Origin of the sequence: Synechocystis sp. IPPAS B-1465, assembly GCF_003015225.1 — a bacterium.
GTDB lineage: Bacteria > Cyanobacteriota > Cyanobacteriia > Cyanobacteriales > Microcystaceae > Synechocystis.
In genome coordinates this window covers 1,610,389-1,624,956 of record NZ_CP028094.1, presented here as the reverse complement: position 1 = coordinate 1,624,956, position 14,568 = coordinate 1,610,389, and the positions used below count along the sequence as shown (strand labels likewise).

Genomic DNA, 14,568 nt, shown 5'->3' with positions numbered 1-14,568 from the left:
CTCCATAATTTTACATTAAATTCTCTCATCGTTAATTGAAATGACTATAAATCTTCAAAGCGGGTAACAAATTTTCCGGCGGACGATACCCAGCCCGTTAACATGCATTCATTGACATAGGCAAGTTCTTTTTCGCCTAAAGAGGGTTCAGCGACAGGTAAGCGAATTCTTTTGTCAAAAATGGCTATATCTGCAACTTTTCCTTGGTCATCCAGTAAGGGAACAATCCGCACAGGCTGACTGAACAAGGCAGCAATTTCGCTAGGAGTCATGCCTAAACGGGCAGTTATGGAAGCAGGGCGACTTACCTGAGAGATTGGAGATTCTAAACCCAATCCCTTAAGCAAAGCCCGCCGAATATCGCCATCAGTGACTAAGCCGACAAAATATTCGGTATCAGGATCAATGAGTAAGGCTGTTCCTAACCCTCCTTGATCGATGGCTTGCATGGTTTGCCGAATGGTACTGTTAGCGAGCAAACTCATGGCGTTGATTTGTTTATCGTGGTTAACTATCATGAGTCAATCCTAACTCCTGTTTAATTAATTGATATTGTTCTTGAATTGTTTCAACCTGATGATAAATCTCTAAGGTGATTGTTTTACCTGTAAAATCATATTTTTTCAGTTTATGTAGGAGTTCACCGTCTTGAGTAAATCCTTGATTTTGGTCATGTTTTCCATCGTTATCACTCAAATGAACATAATTAGAAAGGGGAAGAAGTTTATCAAGTTGTTCATCAAAATTTAAACCTAATGAATTACAACTTACTTTTAAGTGAGCAACATCTAATAATAAGTTAAAATTTAGATACTGCTGTAGTTCTAAATAACCTTGATAGTCAGTCATCAGTAAGGGATTTTCTGGTGCATAGAGTTTTTGCGTGTAATTCAACAAAACATTATTTTCCAAATAAATTTTTAAGTCACTACCAGCCAATTGTTGTAAGGTTTCTATCAGAAGTGTTGAACGATAGTTATAAAGAGAAAAAAAGCCCTTTAAAATGATAGAATAAAGGGCAGAAATATTAGAATAATTGAAGCGATGATATCAAATTTTGGACATATTGTCAAAACTTATCTATCTAATTTTCCTAAAGATGACTACCCAGTATTAGACACATTTAAGTTTGTGAGTATCTGGTTAGGATTAGTGTTAGACCAGAGCCAGACAAGCATGAGGAGTATGTTTAAAAGACTGAACTTACGAGGAGAGACAGTCGATATATCTACATTCTCAAAGGCAAGCAAAAAAAGGGATGTGGGAGTTTTTAGAGAAATAATATTTTCCTTAAAAAAGGAATTGTCGAAAAGGAAGGAAATTAAGCAGGGAGAATTAGAAATATTTCCTCTCGATTCAACCATTGTCAGCATAACTAGTAAGTTGATGTGGAACCTTGGATTTCATCAGGTAAAAGTATTCAGTGGGATTAACTTATCAACAGGGATTCCGGGGGGAATAGTAATTCACTTTGGACAAGGTCATGATAATAAATATAGTCATTTCAATTAACGATGAGAGAATTTAATGTAAAATTATGGAGTGTACAAAATGAACAGGTTTAAACAATGGCTTACAGTTTAGATTTGAGGCAAAGAGTAGTAGCTTATATAGAAGCTGGAGGAAAAATAACTGAGGCTTCCAAGATATATAAAATAGGAAAAGCCTCGATATACAGATGGTTAAATAGAGTAGATTTAAGCCCAACAAAAGTAGAGCGTCGCCATAGGAAATTAGACTGGGAAGCTCTAAAAAAAGACGTAGAAGAAAATCCCGATGCAAGATTGATAGACAGAGCCAAGAAATTTGGAGTGAGGCCGAGTGCCGTATATTACGCATTAAAGAAAATGAAAATAAACAGAAAAAAAAAGAACTACGTTATCGAGAAAGAAACCGGGAGGAACGAGTTAAGTACTATAGAATGTTAAGAGAACTAATTAAGCTCTATGGTAGTCAAGCTATAGTTTACATAGATGAATCTGGATTCGAAGCAATCCAGGCTTGTATTTATGCCTGGTCAAAAAAAGGAAAAAAAGTTTATGGAGATAGACAAGGAAAAAGGGGAGTCAGAGAAAATCTAGTAGCAGGGAGAAGAAAAGGAAAAAAAGATTTGATTGCGCCGATGGTTTTTACCGGGAGTTTGAATGCAGAAGGCTTTGAAGGATGGTTAAAATTATATTTGCTATCCTCCCTCGACATTCCATCAATATTAATAATGGATAATGCTCCTATTCATCGTAAAACTGCCATTAAAGAATTGGCTAAAGAAGCAGGTCATGAAGTTCTTTTTTTGCCGAAATATTCTCCTGATTTAAATGATATTGAGCATGACTTTAGTGCCTTGAAACGAGCTAGAATGTACGCTCCTATTGACACGTCTCTTGATGAAATTATCCGTTCTTACTGTGGCGTTTAGCGTCTCAGCTTTATTTGAAACTACTATATGGGAATGAAACAATAGAAGAGACTCCAGAAAATGGAGTAGCAGTAATGGATAGAGGATTTTGTGACTTACAGAGAATCAAGAGATTACAAAAGGAGAATAACAAATATCATGTATTAAGAATAAAGAATAATATAAAGCTAGAAAAATTAGCCAATGATAACTATATGGTTGGAACTGGAAAGAATAAAATAGAGAGTAGAGTGGTAATATTCACCCATGATAATTCAGAGTTTAGATTGGTTACAAATTTACCTATAGAAAGTAAAGAAATAGAAGGAGTTAGTGATGAAAAAATAGCAGAAATTTATAAAAAAAGATGGCAAATAGAATTTTTATGGAAATTCTTAAAAATGCACTTAAAGCTGAATAGACTGATTGCCAAAAATGAGAATGCAATTGGGATTCAAATCTATACCTGTATAATTGCTTATTTAATACTAAAATTACTGGTAATCCCAAAAGAAGCAGGTACAACAATGTTAGACAAACTACGTTATTTACAGGCTTTCATGTGTGAAAAAATAAGCTATGTACACTGGCTAAGGGAGTTAGCACTAAGGTGATGAATTTGCTTTGCTGTAGGATTATTCTGTCTATTTTTAGGTCGTACATAAGTGCCATTCAACGATTCTGAATGTATTCATGACTAAAATTTTATCAAACATCCCAAAAGAAAATCCTTGAATGCCCAAACCTACATTAAAATCTTCAATTTTGGTATTGACTTGACAACCAATACAAAGTTGCATACCTTCTCCAGACCGAATCTCTGGAAGAACATTACCATTTTCATCCTCGAAAGCAATGTAGCGAATAACAGCATCTTTCTTGGGACCAACATCGGTTATTTCCAAAATTTTACGTTCCTGATTTATAAAAAAATCACTAGACTCTTGATTATTTCCAAATAAATCATCATCGTAAGTTTTCATCACTAATTCTGACTTATCCCATAGACTTTGTTGCCCCTTCTTGAGATAAAGAGCCGTTTCACAAATGCGAGTAATCATATCAGCGGCGTGAGTCACTAGAATGAATGAAACTTGATGTTTTTGTAATTCGGTTAAACGTTCATAACACTTACTCCGAAACCTAATATCCCCAACCGCTAAAACTTCATCAATCAATAAAATTTCTGGTTCAACATGAATTGCACAAGCAAACCCCAACCGCGCCGTCATCCCCGAACTATAACTCTGCACCGGCGCATCCAACGCCTCCCCAATCTCCGCAAACGCCACCACATCCTCAAATCGATCATCAATTTCCTGCCTCGTCAACCCCAAAATCGACATATTTGTGTAAATATTCTCCCTCCCCGTCAAGGTTGGATTAAACCCCGCCCCCAACGCAATCAACGGCGCAATCCGTCCGCGAATTTTTACCTCCCCCTCATCCGGCTTAATCAGACCACTAATAATGCGTAACAGCGTCGTTTTCCCTGCGCCATTGGCCCCCACTAAGCCCAACGCCTCTCCCCGCCGCAACTCAAAACTAATATCCCTCAACGCCCAAAACTCATCTGGTCTCAGATCCCGACGACTACCCCGCCCCACCATCTCCGCCGCAATATCCTGCACCCCATACCACAGAGAGCGTTTCAGACTACGACAAAACTTCTTCGATACCCCCTGCACCGACAGCACCACATCACTACCGCCGCCGGCGATCGGCTCCAGCCTTGGCAACACCTGGGTCATCCCATCCACTCCCATAAAGCATTAGCCACCAGCATACCCAACCAAGCCCCAACCCCTAACACCCGTAACAAACCGTTACCCATTAAGGGCTTGTTTCAACGCCTTTAGTGATCAACTACTCATGCGCTCAACAATAAACGGCATCGCCAAACGGTAAAACAACCACCCTGACAACAGCAAAATTACCATCAACCCACTAGCCCACCAAAACCCTGCTGGTTCCGATACCATCCCCACCGTCGCCAAATCCCGCACCGTTACCAACAACGGCGTCACCGGATTCCAGTTCACCAACACACTAAACCAACCCTTAGTTGGTGGTGGATAAATTACCGGCGTTAACAACAACCAAGGCGTCATCAACAAGGGAATTGCCCGGCCAATATCCTGATACAACGCCCCCAACGGCGATAACCATAACCCAATTCCCGTCCCCAACCCCACCAAATGGACTAACGCCACCGGCGCCAAGATCACCATCTCACTCACCGGAATCCGAAACCAGATAAACAAAGCCACAATCAACAGTAACTTAATCCCAAAATTGAAAAATACTTCCCCTAACTTTGCCAAAATCAACGCCTCCCTCGGGAAATTGATCTTCGCCAACATCGGTTTCGCCGCCCCCACCGCCGCCACAGGGCCATTCAAGGCCTCCACAAACGTTTGCCATAACGCCATACTAAACATCACATAGGCCGGATAAGGAATCGACGTTGCCCCCACATTGATCGCCCCCACATCCTTCGCCACCAACAACGCCACCGCCGTCACAATCGGTGGCAAAAAAGCCCAAAATACCCCCAACAACGACTGCCGATACTGAGCCTTAATATCCCGCACCAACAACTGCCAAGCCAGACCGCGAGACGCCAATAAATCCCGTCTCATCTCCCGAAGTAGAATAACAGGATGCCGTAAACGACTCTCCGGCGTATAAACAATGACTGGTTGCGATTGACGATGGGTCATTATATTGACTTTGTTTAAATACAAACGTGTTGAGTGATTATCATTCACCCTTCCTTCTGCCTAGTGACCAATCATGTACTTTTTGCCTAAATTTTCCACCCGAATCATCACGTCCGACATAGGAATCCTAATCGAGAACCGACACTCATCAGCTTATCCAACAAACCCCCAACCCTTAACACCCGTAACAAACCGTTACTTGATCGACCGAAATACGATTAATGCTATCGGTAATGATAACGACAACTGACAACACGAATGAAATCATCGGTGACTTCGTAAACTAGGCGATGCTCTTGAGTAATGCGCCGTGGCCAAAAACCTGACAAATTAAAACGAAGTTTTTCTGGTTTTCCTTTGCCGGCAAAAGGTGATTTTGGTAGCGTCTCAATTAATTCCATGATTTTTAACGCTAACTTTTTATCTTGTTGAATCCACCACTTTATATCTTCAATTGCCTGCGAATCTAAAACAACTTCCTTCATAGTCCTAAGTCATTTTTTACTTTTGTCCACGATGTAGCTTGATCAATTGATCGACTAGCGGTAGTTAATAACTTTTCAGCATTAACAGGGTTACTCAACAGATAAACAGTTTCCATCAAACTACGGTAATCTTGCTCAGATATAATAACAGCTCGTAAATAATTCGGAAGCTCTAGACAGAGAGGTTCTTGCTCATTACCTATTTTTTCTACCAAAGTGGGCAGTTTTTCAGAGAATTGTTGATAATTAATGGTTTCCATTTTTAATCCTTGTAGATATTGATCAAATTTGCTACTTAATTTATCTTATTTCATCAATTGGAGAGGAGGGAACTATTTTGGCGACCGCCTTTGTCCCGGCCCGTAAACCGCTTTACCAGGGACTTGGCCCCATCTGCTAGCACATCCCGCAACAACCCATAATTAGACCGCCCCTCTGCTTGGTGGCCAATCATGTACTTTTTGCCTAAATTTTCTACCCGGATCATCACGTCCGACATAGGAATTCTAATTTAGAACCGACAATCATTAGCCTACCCAACAAACTCCCAACCCTTAACACTCGTAACAAACCGTTACCCTAAACCAGTTAGATAATTTGCTAAATCTGCCATTACCGTAAAATTAAACAACGTCTCCCCCAATATGTAACCGATGACCAACACAGTGTGTCGCCGCACAGTTATATAAGGAGTTTTGTGATGCCAGGAGGCGGACTTGAACCGCCGACACGAGGATTTTCAGTCCACTGCTCTACCAACTGAGCTATCCCGGCTTTTTTAGCGCATTAACAACATACCAAGAAGTATCAACCTTGACAAGCTCTTTGGACAAATCCATAAACCGGGGCATTAACTGCCCGATCGCCAGCGGTTATGGGAGTGTGGCAAAATGGGGGACGGACAGTCCCTCAACAGAAAAACAAACAGCGATGCAGATCCGCGGAACCGACTACACAGCTTTGACTTGGCAGGGAGATGCCCTGGCCCTGGGATTTTTTGAAAATGCAACGGAAATTACTGGGGACCTGACCCAATTGGACGATCGCCTGGAAGGGGTATTGCGGGAACTGATTGAGGAAAAGGAGTTTAAGGGTAAAGCGGGACAAAAGTTGGTGTCTCGGGTGGGCAGTAAAACCCCAATCAAAAAGCTGATTCTAGTGGGACTGGGGGAAATTGAAAAATTTAACAGCCAGGTGTTAGGAGATGGGGCGGCGGCGATCGCCCGGTTGGCCAAGGGAGAAAAAGTTAAAACCCTAGGGGTGAGTTTGCCCCAACGGGAGCATGATCCAGCGCAAACAGCGGCAATTTTGACCGAAGGAATTTTACTAGCCCTGCATCAAGATAATCGCTTCAAGTCCGATCCTGAAGATAAGGAAATTAAGCTGACCACTGTGGAATTGCTAGGCTTGGGGGAACAGTCAACAGCCATTGGTAAAGCAGAAAAAATTGTCTCCGGGGTAATTCTGGCCCGGGAAATGGTGGCGGCTCCGGCCAACGAAGTCACCCCCTTAACCTTTACGGAAATTGCCACGGAATTGGCCCAGACCTACGGTTTAGAATTGGAAGTGCTGGGGCAGACAGAATGTGAGGCCCTAGGCATGGGGGCATTTCTGGGGGTGGCGAAAGCTTCCGAGTTACCACCGCAATTTATTCATCTCACCTATCGCCCTGCTAATCCGGTGAAAAAGTTGGCGATCATCGGCAAAAGTCTCACCTTTGACTCCGGTGGTTTAAACATCAAAGGTGCAGGTAGTGGCATTGAAACGATGAAAATGGATATGGGGGGCGGCGGTGCTACCCTCGGGGCTGCTAAGGCGATCGCCCAATTGAAACCTAACGTAGAAATACATTTTATCTGTGCCGCTACGGAAAATATGATCAGTGGCACGGCGATGCACCCAGGGGATATTCTCACCGCCTCCAACGGCAAAACCATTGAGGTAAATAATACCGATGCGGAAGGTCGCCTTACCCTGGCCGATGCCCTAGTATTTGCGGAAAAACTTGGTGTAGAGGCGATCGTTGATCTAGCCACATTAACCGGGGCCTGTATTGTAGCTCTGGGGGATGACATTGGTGGCTTATGGAGTCCCAATCAGGAATTGGCCGATGAACTCAAAGTGGCGGCCGATAAGGCGGGGGAAAAATTCTGGCAAATGCCCATGGAATCCAAATATTTTGAAGGTCTCAAATCCCCGATCGCCGATATGAAAAATACGGGGCCCCGTTCCGGTGGTTCCATTACAGCGGCGTTATTTTTACAACAATTCATCAAGGAAACTCCCTGGGCCCATTTAGACATTGCAGGGCCTGTGTGGACTGATAAGCAAAATGGAGTTCACAATGCTGGTGCCACGGGCTATCCAGTACGGACCCTAGTGCAATGGGTATTGGGATTAGCGGAATAGTCCCTCAGTGGTTCATGTTATTGATGAACAATGAAATGCCAATCAGTCCTGCAATTGCTAAGTCAAAGTAAACCAGATTTACAATCTCGTTTTGGTGTTACCCAGTTAGCACTGTTTGGTTCCACCGCAAGGGATGAAGCTGGTCCCCATAGTGATGTAGATATTCTCGTCAGCTTCGATGGACCTGCCACATCCCACCGGTATTTCGGAGTGCAGTTTTATCTAGAAGACTTGTTAGGTTGTGCCGTGGACCTAGCAACAGAAAAGGCCCTCAGACCAGAATTACGCTCCCAGATCGAACAGGAAAAAATAGATGTCTAAATCTCCCAATCGGGAATGGCATTTTTACATTGACGACATGATTTGCTTTGCTAAAAAAGCGCTGGCCTACACCATAGAAATGGATCAGGAAACCTTTATCGCCAGCGAAATTAACTATGATGCCACTTTACGAAATCTAGAATTAATTGGCGAGGCGGCTACCCATATTCCTAATGAGATACGAGCCACACACCCAGAGGTCCCTTGGCGACAGATCATTACCACCCGCAATCGTCTTATTCACGGTTATTTGGGCATTGATAACGATACTGTCTGGAGCATTATTCGAGACAATATAGTAGTTTCAAATAAAGCTGAGACGCTAAACGCCACAGTAAGAACCATCGGCGCAATCAAATCTTTTTTTCCTTTTCTTCTCCCTGCTACTAGATTTTCTCTGACTCCCCTTTTTCCTTGTCTATCTCCATAAACTTTTTTTCCTTTTTTTGACCAGGCATAAATACAAGCCTGGATTGCTTCGAATCCAGGCTTGTATTTATGTAAACTATAGCTTGACTACCATAGAGCTTAATTAGTTCTCTTAACATTCTATAGTACTTAACTCGTTCCTCCCGGTTTCTTTCTCGATAACGTAGTTCTTTTTTTTTTCTGTTTATTTTCATTTTCTTTAATGCGTAATATACGGCACTCGGCCTCACTCCAAATTTCTTGGCTCTGTCTATCAATCTTGCATCGGGATTTTCTTCTACGTCTTTTTTTAGAGCTTCCCAGTCTAATTTCCTATGGCGACGCTCTACTTTTGTTGGGCTTAAATCTACTCTATTTAACCATCTGTATATCGAGGCTTTTCCTATTTTATATATCTTGGAAGCCTCAGTTATTTTTCCTCCAGCTTCTATATAAGCTACTACCCTTTGCCTTAAATCTAAACTGTAAGCCATTGTTTAAACCTGTTCATTTTGTACACTCCATAATTTTACATTAAATTCTCTCATCGTTAATTGAAATGACTATATTCCCGAATTGTTATCCCAACTTGAAGTAATTCAGAGACAAATCGATAATCATCAAACTGATCAGGGGTGAGGTTTTGCTAACGGTGAGCATAATCTAAATCTTCAGCCAGCTCGATTTCGGTATAATGTCGGGTAATGTTCCTTTCCCCCAATAGAGTAGAGAAGTCACGGTATTCCATCTGGGCAAGTTCTCGAGCTTTGCCAAAAGATAAAAGCTCCAGTTGATATTGAAGTGGATCCCAAAAGTCAGGCCAGAAATGTAGAGAGGAAAGCTCTGAAAATCAGGAATCGAGCAAGAGATTAGGTGACGGGTAATGTACTTAGATTTTGCTGGTAAACAAAATAAGGTGTCTGATAATCTAGAGCTTGATGAAATCTTTCATAATTATACCAGTTAATCCAGTTTTTAATCTCCTGATTTAAATGTCTTCCATCCTCAAACTCATAAATATAAATTAGCTCATATTTAAGGGAACGCCATAATCTTTCGATAAAAATGTTATCGAAACATCTTCCCCTGCCATCCATGCTGATTTTTACTTCAGCCTGAAGCAGAATCTGAGTAAATTCTTTAGAAGTAAATTGGCTTCCTTGGTCACTATTAAAGATTTCAGGTTTGCCATATTTTTCCAAGGCTTCTTCCAAAGCGTTACAGCAAAACTTAACATCCATTGTGTTACTGATACGCCACGATAAGACTCGTCTGCTATACCAGTCCATGATAACAACCAAATAATAGTATCCTTTGCCAATCGGCAGATAGGTGATATCTGTACACCATACTTGATTGGCTCGATTAATCTCTAACTTCCTAATTAAATAGGGATACACTAGATTTTCTGGATTGCTGACACTGGTTCGCTTTTTTTGATAGATTGTCTGTAGTCCCAGTTTGTGCATTAGCTTGATCACTCTTTTTCGATTCACAAAATAACCTTGCTCTCGCAAGTAAGCTGTCATTTTTCGACTCCCATAAAAGAGTGTCTTCAAATATCGCTCTTCTATCAGTGTAGGTGGGAAGGTAAAATAATTGGAGCAATAATAAGGTCTCCTAAGGCCATTACTGCCTTCTTCAATTTGTCAAATAAGCAATGGAAGTTTCTCAATAACTGAGGTGTATAAATCACCGTCATCAACCGCTTTAATAAATTAAAGTAACATAATGGGTGAATTATTAATCTCATGTTGTTAAGTATGTTTTTCCATCCACTTTTTGATTCCACCAAGGATGTTTTTGTATATTCTGATAAGCTATCTCCCTAGTCTGTTTTGATTTGTTTAAGGAGTTATCATGCGGAGGCAAATTTTCTATCTGAAGACTTGCCATTAAATATACGCTCATCACTATTTCCCGCCATTTTTCTATTCTGGAATAGTCCATCATTCTAAAATCTGCCCACTCCAGTTCATTCTTTATTTGCTTTAATCCATACTCTATCCAGTTCCTTGCTCCATATAAGTTACCCACTTCTTTATATTTTATTTCTGATACTTTTGTCATAATACAATACGTTGAATTTGACGGCATTTTCTCCTTGTTATTCGTTACTTGCCAATATCTTTTTTCCCCTCTCTTTCCATAAATAATTTCTCTCACGTATCTTATTTCCGACTTTCCACTTGCAAATTCTCTCTCAAATTTTCCCCATTTGTTCGCTCTTACTCTTTCCTCTTTCCCAAGCCAGACTCCATGATTACTCCTTATAGCTAGTACATATTCTAGATTTTCTTTTTCTAATACTCTTACAAAGTTTTCGCTGCTCTCTCCATATTCACTATCTGCTAGTACTACCTTTATATTGAAACCAAGCTCTTTTATTTCTTTGATAATTTCCCCTGCTATCTCTGGTTTACTTTTGTATTTATCCCCCTCTTTTAGTCTTGTCTCTGATTTATATACTTTGCTGATTAATGGTACTGTCATTCCCTTTATAATTCCATAACACATCACCTCTACTATTCCATTTTCTATTTTTCCTAGATTGCCAATATACTGACGCGCAACATAATCTGTCTTTCTTCCTTTTTTCCTATCCCCTGTTTCGTCTATGAGCATTGTTATTGCTTCTCCTTCCGCAAAACTCAGAATTTTATTAATTCTTCTTTCCCTCACCTCCTCTAACAACCAAGGGCTTTTACCGAAGAAATAGTCAAATCCTTGTCCATTTTCTAGTCCTACTACCTTAGCTATTTCTGGGAAGGTTTTTCTCTTGATATTCGCAATTAATCCTAGATGCAAGTATTCAAAGCTTCTCACTTCTGGAAATAAAATAAGTCTCTGTATCCTTCGCAGTATTTGTCAATGAATTGTACTGTTTCTTTTGCTTCACGTAGGGCAACCATATACCACCTCTGCATTTCAGACTATCTTCTCCATTTTATCCTACCCACAATGATAGAAGAGCGATAATTAGTGTGAAATAGACACTAATCAGTCAAATCCGTCAGAATTTGCTCTAGTAAACGTTTTTTCAGAGTTTCCAAGCCAATGCCCTGGGCCGCCGCCAGGAAAATTGCCTCGGGATAATCCGCTTGGGCCGCTGCTAAAGCTTCGCTGGGCACCTGGTCAATTTTGTTGAACACCATCACCATGGGGGCCGTAGCAAGAGGCATTTCTGCCAAAATATTAGCCACTGAGGCAATTTGCCGTCGCCAAGCTCGGTCGGATAGGTCCACCACTTGGAGCAGTAGATCCGCCTCCGTTACTTCTTCTAACGTGGCCCGAAACGCATCCACCAAAGCGTCGGGCAATTTATGGATAAAGCCCACCGTATCCGTTAGCAAAATGGGATGGTAGGTTTGATTCTCCGGATCCAACAAGGATAAACGCCTGGTGGTGGGGTCCAACGTGGCAAACAATTGGTCCGCGGCGTAAATATCCGCTTGGGTGAGAGCATTAAGTAAAGTAGATTTGCCCGCATTGGTGTAACCGACGATCGCCACGGTGGGGACAGCCTGTTGTTGGCGTTGATTCCTTAGCCGGGAGCGATGGGACTGTAACTCATTAACCTGCTTTTGTAGCTTGGCAATGCGACTTTGGATGGTGCGCCGTTCCGTTTCCAGCTTGGTTTCCCCTGGCCCCCTAGTGCCGATGCCTCCCCCCAACCTGGACATGCCCTGGCCTCGACCCACCAATTTGGGTAGCAGGTATTCTAATTGGGCCAATTCCACCTGTAATTTACCGGCCCTGGATTGGGCCCGCTGAGCAAAAATATCCAAAATTAATTCCGTGCGGTCAATGACCCTAACTCCACAGCGTTGCTCTAGGTTCCGCACCTGGGCAGCGGACAGATCCCGGTCGAAAACCACTAGATTGGCCCCCGTGGTTTGCACTGCCAAGGCCAACTCTTCCACTTTTCCTTCCCCCACTACGGTTTGGGGATGGGGTTTACTGCGATTTTGCTGCATGACCTGGAGCACCTGGGCCCCGGCGGAATCCACCAGTCGTTCTAACTCGGTCAAACCTTCCGCAAAGCTCTGGTCATCCAACTCACTGGTTTTAAGTCCCATCACCAAGACCCTTTCCTGCCCTGCTTCCACCTGACGGGCGATGAATTCCCGTTCAAATTCCGCCTCTAGGCTTTCCACCAAATCGAGGATGGCTTCTTCGGCCAAATCTTCCAAGGCCACCGCTGGGGAAACCACCCAATCGGCTACCCTATCCCCCATATCGTCACTGCTTTGGGGCAATAAATGGGCCAAATACCCCGTGTCTATATAGCCTGTGACGCCGCCACCCCGTTTAGCAAAACCCTGGCCAGTAACGCTTAGCACCACTAGGGCATCCAATCTTTGCAGGGCCATGGCAATTAAACTAGATTCCCTGGGGGCTTCGCCCTTTAAATCCGTGGTGAGGCAACGAATGCCGGATAGTCGTTTTTCCCCATAGCGGGGCAATTCCAAGGGCGGAATTTGGGTTTGTCGGGGCGTACCTACCCCCACCCGGATAATTTGCCCCCGTCGGTTCACATACACTGAAACCGGCTGTTTAATTTCCTGACTGATGGCCCCCAAACGCTGGGCTAATTCCACCGTTAGCAGGCGATCGCCGGGGAGACGCTGTTGATAGAGGCGCTTTAGTTGCTTAATTTGACTGGTTTTAAGCCGTTGGGTTTGGCCGTAGATGGTATCGATAGGCTTTAGTCCTAATTGGTAGATTATGGAGGCAAAAAACAGAAGTTGAATTTATAGCCTAATGATCAATCCTGCCATAAACGACGACGGCTTTTACCCCGCAACCGTTGGTGAGTATCCCGCAAAAGCTCGGGAATGGCCAGATTATGGGGACACCGGGGCAAACAATCCCCGCAGTCGGTACACCGATCGCCTTTTTTACCGGGAAACCAGTGCCCCGCATTTTCCAACATTTGATAGCGATATTGACCAAAACTTTGCATATCAAAGGCGACAGCTAAATTGCGTAGACGTAGAATTTCGGGAATGTTAATTTCCTCCGGGCAGGGCAAACATTGATAACACTGGTGGCAGGCATCCGTACCCAATGCTTGTTTTTGATGGTCAAGCAAATTTTGCAAAATTCTCTGTTCTTGCTCACTCAATGGCTCCAGGTGATCGCCAAGGGATAGAGGTTCATTCAATTCCTGGGGAATGGCGGGGCCAAGACTCAGGGTTGTAATGCGAGCATCGCTCAAGAGAAAACGGTAGGTTAAACCCAAAGGGGTAAAGGGTTGACAGAGGTTCTGCAAAGTTACGGTTGGTGTGTATAGTTGACCGCCCTTGTCAGCAGGGGAAATGATGAAAATGCCCATATCGTGCCCATAGGCTGAGGCGATCGCCGGGGCAAGATGCTGATTAAACCAGTAATAATGCAGGTTAACAAAGGCAAATTTTCCCGAAGCAACGACCTCTTGTACTAGGGGCAAACTACCGTGGGTAGAAAAGCCAAGATGTTTAAATTTTCCCTGTTGTTGGGCTCTTTCTATCGCCGGCCACAATTGCTGTAACCATTGCCAATGCTCGGAGGTATTAATGCCATGGATAGCAAAGCAGTCTAAATAATCCACCTGGAGTCGTTGCAGAGAACGGTCAAGGCCCTGGATAAATTGTGCTGAGTTCTCCGTGGGACAAACTTTACTGGTGAGGTAAATATCGGAGCGATTATATTCCTTCAGTAACTCCCCCAAATAAACTTCGCTTTCTCCGTAGGCCGCCGCTGTTTCGATGTGGTTAATGCCCCCGGCTAGAGCCTTTTCCACCGTAGCCACAAATTGCTGGCGATTGCCTAAGCCCCGCATGGT

The 14,568-nt window shown here is 42.9% G+C and carries 17 protein-coding genes, 1 tRNA gene and 3 pseudogenes; 7 read left to right on the top strand and 14 right to left on the bottom strand.

What is annotated here, in order from left to right:
- Positions 1 to 44: 44 nt before the first annotated feature.
- Both C7I86_RS07650 and C7I86_RS07645 read right to left on the bottom strand, forming a co-directional pair.
- Entirely contained in the window at positions 45 to 518 is a 474-nt protein-coding gene (locus C7I86_RS07650; RefSeq protein WP_010872673.1) for a CBS domain-containing protein, read from the bottom strand.
- Complete coding sequence (locus tag C7I86_RS07645) at positions 508 to 939, bottom strand: sugar phosphate isomerase/epimerase (RefSeq protein WP_223211366.1); 432 nt, start codon at positions 937 to 939, stop codon at positions 508 to 510. Before C7I86_RS07645 ends, C7I86_RS07650 begins: the two co-directional genes overlap by 11 nt.
- A gap of 105 nt (positions 940 to 1,044) precedes the next feature.
- Between C7I86_RS07645 and C7I86_RS07640 the strand changes: the two are divergent.
- The 4 genes and pseudogenes from C7I86_RS07640 to C7I86_RS07630 form a co-directional block, all read left to right on the top strand.
- Positions 1,045 to 1,503: pseudogene (locus C7I86_RS07640) on the top strand (IS4-like element IS4Sa family transposase); the annotation flags it as partial.
- Between the two features lie 65 nt (positions 1,504 to 1,568).
- Positions 1,569 to 1,928 (top strand): IS630 transposase-related protein, encoded by a 360-nt coding sequence (locus C7I86_RS19115; RefSeq protein WP_010871315.1) that lies wholly within the window; start codon positions 1,569 to 1,571, stop codon positions 1,926 to 1,928.
- Entirely contained in the window at positions 1,829 to 2,416 is a 588-nt protein-coding gene (locus tag C7I86_RS07635; protein WP_369932496.1) for a transposase, read from the top strand. The genes C7I86_RS19115 and C7I86_RS07635 overlap by 100 nt, the downstream gene beginning before the upstream one ends.
- Positions 2,417 to 2,442: 26 nt before the next feature.
- Positions 2,443 to 3,009, top strand: a pseudogene (locus C7I86_RS07630) (IS4-like element IS4Sa family transposase); the annotation flags it as partial.
- Positions 3,010 to 3,045: 36 nt separating this feature from the next.
- On the opposite strand, the gene C7I86_RS07625 reads toward C7I86_RS07630, so the two are convergent.
- The 6 genes from C7I86_RS07625 to C7I86_RS07600 all read right to left on the bottom strand — a co-directional run bounded on the left by C7I86_RS07625 (position 3,046) and on the right by C7I86_RS07600 (position 6,377).
- A complete protein-coding gene (locus C7I86_RS07625; protein ID WP_223211365.1) occupies positions 3,046 to 4,146 on the bottom strand; it encodes a polysaccharide ABC transporter ATP-binding protein in 1,101 nt (366 codons plus the stop codon).
- A 111-nt stretch (positions 4,147 to 4,257) separates the two neighbouring features.
- Positions 4,258 to 5,118 (bottom strand): ABC transporter permease, encoded by an 861-nt coding sequence (locus C7I86_RS07620; protein ID WP_071822651.1) that lies wholly within the window; start codon positions 5,116 to 5,118, stop codon positions 4,258 to 4,260.
- Between the two features lie 224 nt (positions 5,119 to 5,342).
- Positions 5,343 to 5,603 (bottom strand): Txe/YoeB family addiction module toxin, encoded by a 261-nt coding sequence (locus tag C7I86_RS07615; protein ID WP_041425816.1) that lies wholly within the window; start codon positions 5,601 to 5,603, stop codon positions 5,343 to 5,345.
- Entirely contained in the window at positions 5,600 to 5,863 is a 264-nt protein-coding gene (locus C7I86_RS07610; RefSeq protein ID WP_010872666.1) for a type II toxin-antitoxin system Phd/YefM family antitoxin, read from the bottom strand. Before C7I86_RS07610 ends, C7I86_RS07615 begins: the two co-directional genes overlap by 4 nt.
- A gap of 53 nt (positions 5,864 to 5,916) precedes the next feature.
- Positions 5,917 to 6,102, bottom strand: a complete 186-nt coding sequence (locus C7I86_RS07605; RefSeq protein ID WP_010872665.1) for a hypothetical protein — start codon at positions 6,100 to 6,102, stop codon at positions 5,917 to 5,919.
- A gap of 202 nt (positions 6,103 to 6,304) precedes the next feature.
- Positions 6,305 to 6,377 (bottom strand) — tRNA-Phe (locus C7I86_RS07600).
- 51 nt (positions 6,378 to 6,428) lie between these two features.
- Between C7I86_RS07600 and C7I86_RS07595 the strand changes: the two genes are divergently transcribed.
- From C7I86_RS07595 to C7I86_RS07585, 3 genes are read left to right on the top strand one after another with little or no spacing between them, the layout of a single operon-like run.
- On the top strand, positions 6,429 to 8,012 hold the full coding sequence (locus tag C7I86_RS07595) for a leucyl aminopeptidase (RefSeq protein WP_285891542.1): 1,584 nt from the start codon (positions 6,429 to 6,431) through the stop codon (positions 8,010 to 8,012).
- A 30-nt stretch (positions 8,013 to 8,042) separates the two neighbouring features.
- Positions 8,043 to 8,333 (top strand): nucleotidyltransferase family protein, encoded by a 291-nt coding sequence (locus C7I86_RS07590; protein WP_010872663.1) that lies wholly within the window; start codon positions 8,043 to 8,045, stop codon positions 8,331 to 8,333.
- Positions 8,326 to 8,763, top strand: coding sequence for a DUF86 domain-containing protein (locus tag C7I86_RS07585; protein ID WP_010872662.1), 438 nt, complete (start codon positions 8,326 to 8,328; stop codon positions 8,761 to 8,763). Before C7I86_RS07590 ends, C7I86_RS07585 begins: the two co-directional genes overlap by 8 nt.
- On the opposite strand, the pseudogene C7I86_RS07580 reads toward C7I86_RS07585, so the two are convergent.
- The 6 genes and pseudogenes from C7I86_RS07580 to C7I86_RS07555 form a co-directional block, all read right to left on the bottom strand.
- Positions 8,667 to 9,235: pseudogene (locus C7I86_RS07580) on the bottom strand (IS630 transposase-related protein); the annotation flags it as partial. The gene C7I86_RS07585 and the pseudogene C7I86_RS07580 overlap by 97 nt on opposite strands.
- Before the next feature lie 152 nt (positions 9,236 to 9,387).
- Positions 9,388 to 9,489: a hypothetical protein gene (locus tag C7I86_RS07575; protein WP_230401105.1), complete on the bottom strand. Its 102-nt coding sequence runs from the start codon at positions 9,487 to 9,489 to the stop codon at positions 9,388 to 9,390.
- Positions 9,490 to 9,610: 121 nt separating this feature from the next.
- Complete coding sequence (locus C7I86_RS07570; protein WP_010872660.1) at positions 9,611 to 10,270, bottom strand: IS3 family transposase; 660 nt, start codon at positions 10,268 to 10,270, stop codon at positions 9,611 to 9,613.
- Positions 10,271 to 10,490: 220 nt separating this feature from the next.
- A complete protein-coding gene (locus C7I86_RS07565; RefSeq protein ID WP_010872659.1) occupies positions 10,491 to 11,567 on the bottom strand; it encodes an IS701-like element IS4Sa2 family transposase in 1,077 nt (358 codons plus the stop codon).
- A 170-nt stretch (positions 11,568 to 11,737) separates the two neighbouring features.
- Positions 11,738 to 13,342, bottom strand: a complete 1,605-nt coding sequence (hflX, locus tag C7I86_RS07560) for a GTPase HflX (RefSeq protein WP_010872658.1) — start codon at positions 13,340 to 13,342, stop codon at positions 11,738 to 11,740.
- A gap of 167 nt (positions 13,343 to 13,509) precedes the next feature.
- On the bottom strand, positions 13,510 to 14,565 hold the full coding sequence (locus C7I86_RS07555) for an aldo/keto reductase (RefSeq protein WP_010872657.1): 1,056 nt from the start codon (positions 14,563 to 14,565) through the stop codon (positions 13,510 to 13,512).
- Positions 14,566 to 14,568: the final 3 nt, after the last annotated feature.

Coding starts and splice junctions, on each gene's coding strand:
- C7I86_RS07650 (WP_010872673.1), bottom strand. CDS start 518: ATGATAGTTAACCACGATAAACAAATCAACGCCATGAGTTTGCTCGCT.
- C7I86_RS19115 (WP_010871315.1), top strand. CDS start 1,569: ATGGCTTACAGTTTAGATTTGAGGCAAAGAGTAGTAGCTTATATAGAA.
- C7I86_RS07625 (WP_223211365.1), bottom strand. CDS start 4,146: ATGACCCAGGTGTTGCCAAGGCTGGAGCCGATCGCCGGCGGCGGTAGT.
- C7I86_RS07620 (WP_071822651.1), bottom strand. CDS start 5,118: ATGACCCATCGTCAATCGCAACCAGTCATTGTTTATACGCCGGAGAGT.
- C7I86_RS07615 (WP_041425816.1), bottom strand. CDS start 5,603: ATGAAGGAAGTTGTTTTAGATTCGCAGGCAATTGAAGATATAAAGTGG.
- C7I86_RS07610 (WP_010872666.1), bottom strand. CDS start 5,863: ATGGAAACCATTAATTATCAACAATTCTCTGAAAAACTGCCCACTTTG.
- C7I86_RS07605 (WP_010872665.1), bottom strand. CDS start 6,102: ATGTCGGACGTGATGATCCGGGTAGAAAATTTAGGCAAAAAGTACATG.
- C7I86_RS07590 (WP_010872663.1), top strand. CDS start 8,043: ATGAAATGCCAATCAGTCCTGCAATTGCTAAGTCAAAGTAAACCAGAT.
- C7I86_RS07585 (WP_010872662.1), top strand. CDS start 8,326: ATGTCTAAATCTCCCAATCGGGAATGGCATTTTTACATTGACGACATG.
- C7I86_RS07575 (WP_230401105.1), bottom strand. CDS start 9,489: ATGGAATACCGTGACTTCTCTACTCTATTGGGGGAAAGGAACATTACC.
- C7I86_RS07570 (WP_010872660.1), bottom strand. CDS start 10,270: ATGACAGCTTACTTGCGAGAGCAAGGTTATTTTGTGAATCGAAAAAGA.
- C7I86_RS07555 (WP_010872657.1), bottom strand. CDS start 14,565: ATGCGGGGCTTAGGCAATCGCCAGCAATTTGTGGCTACGGTGGAAAAG.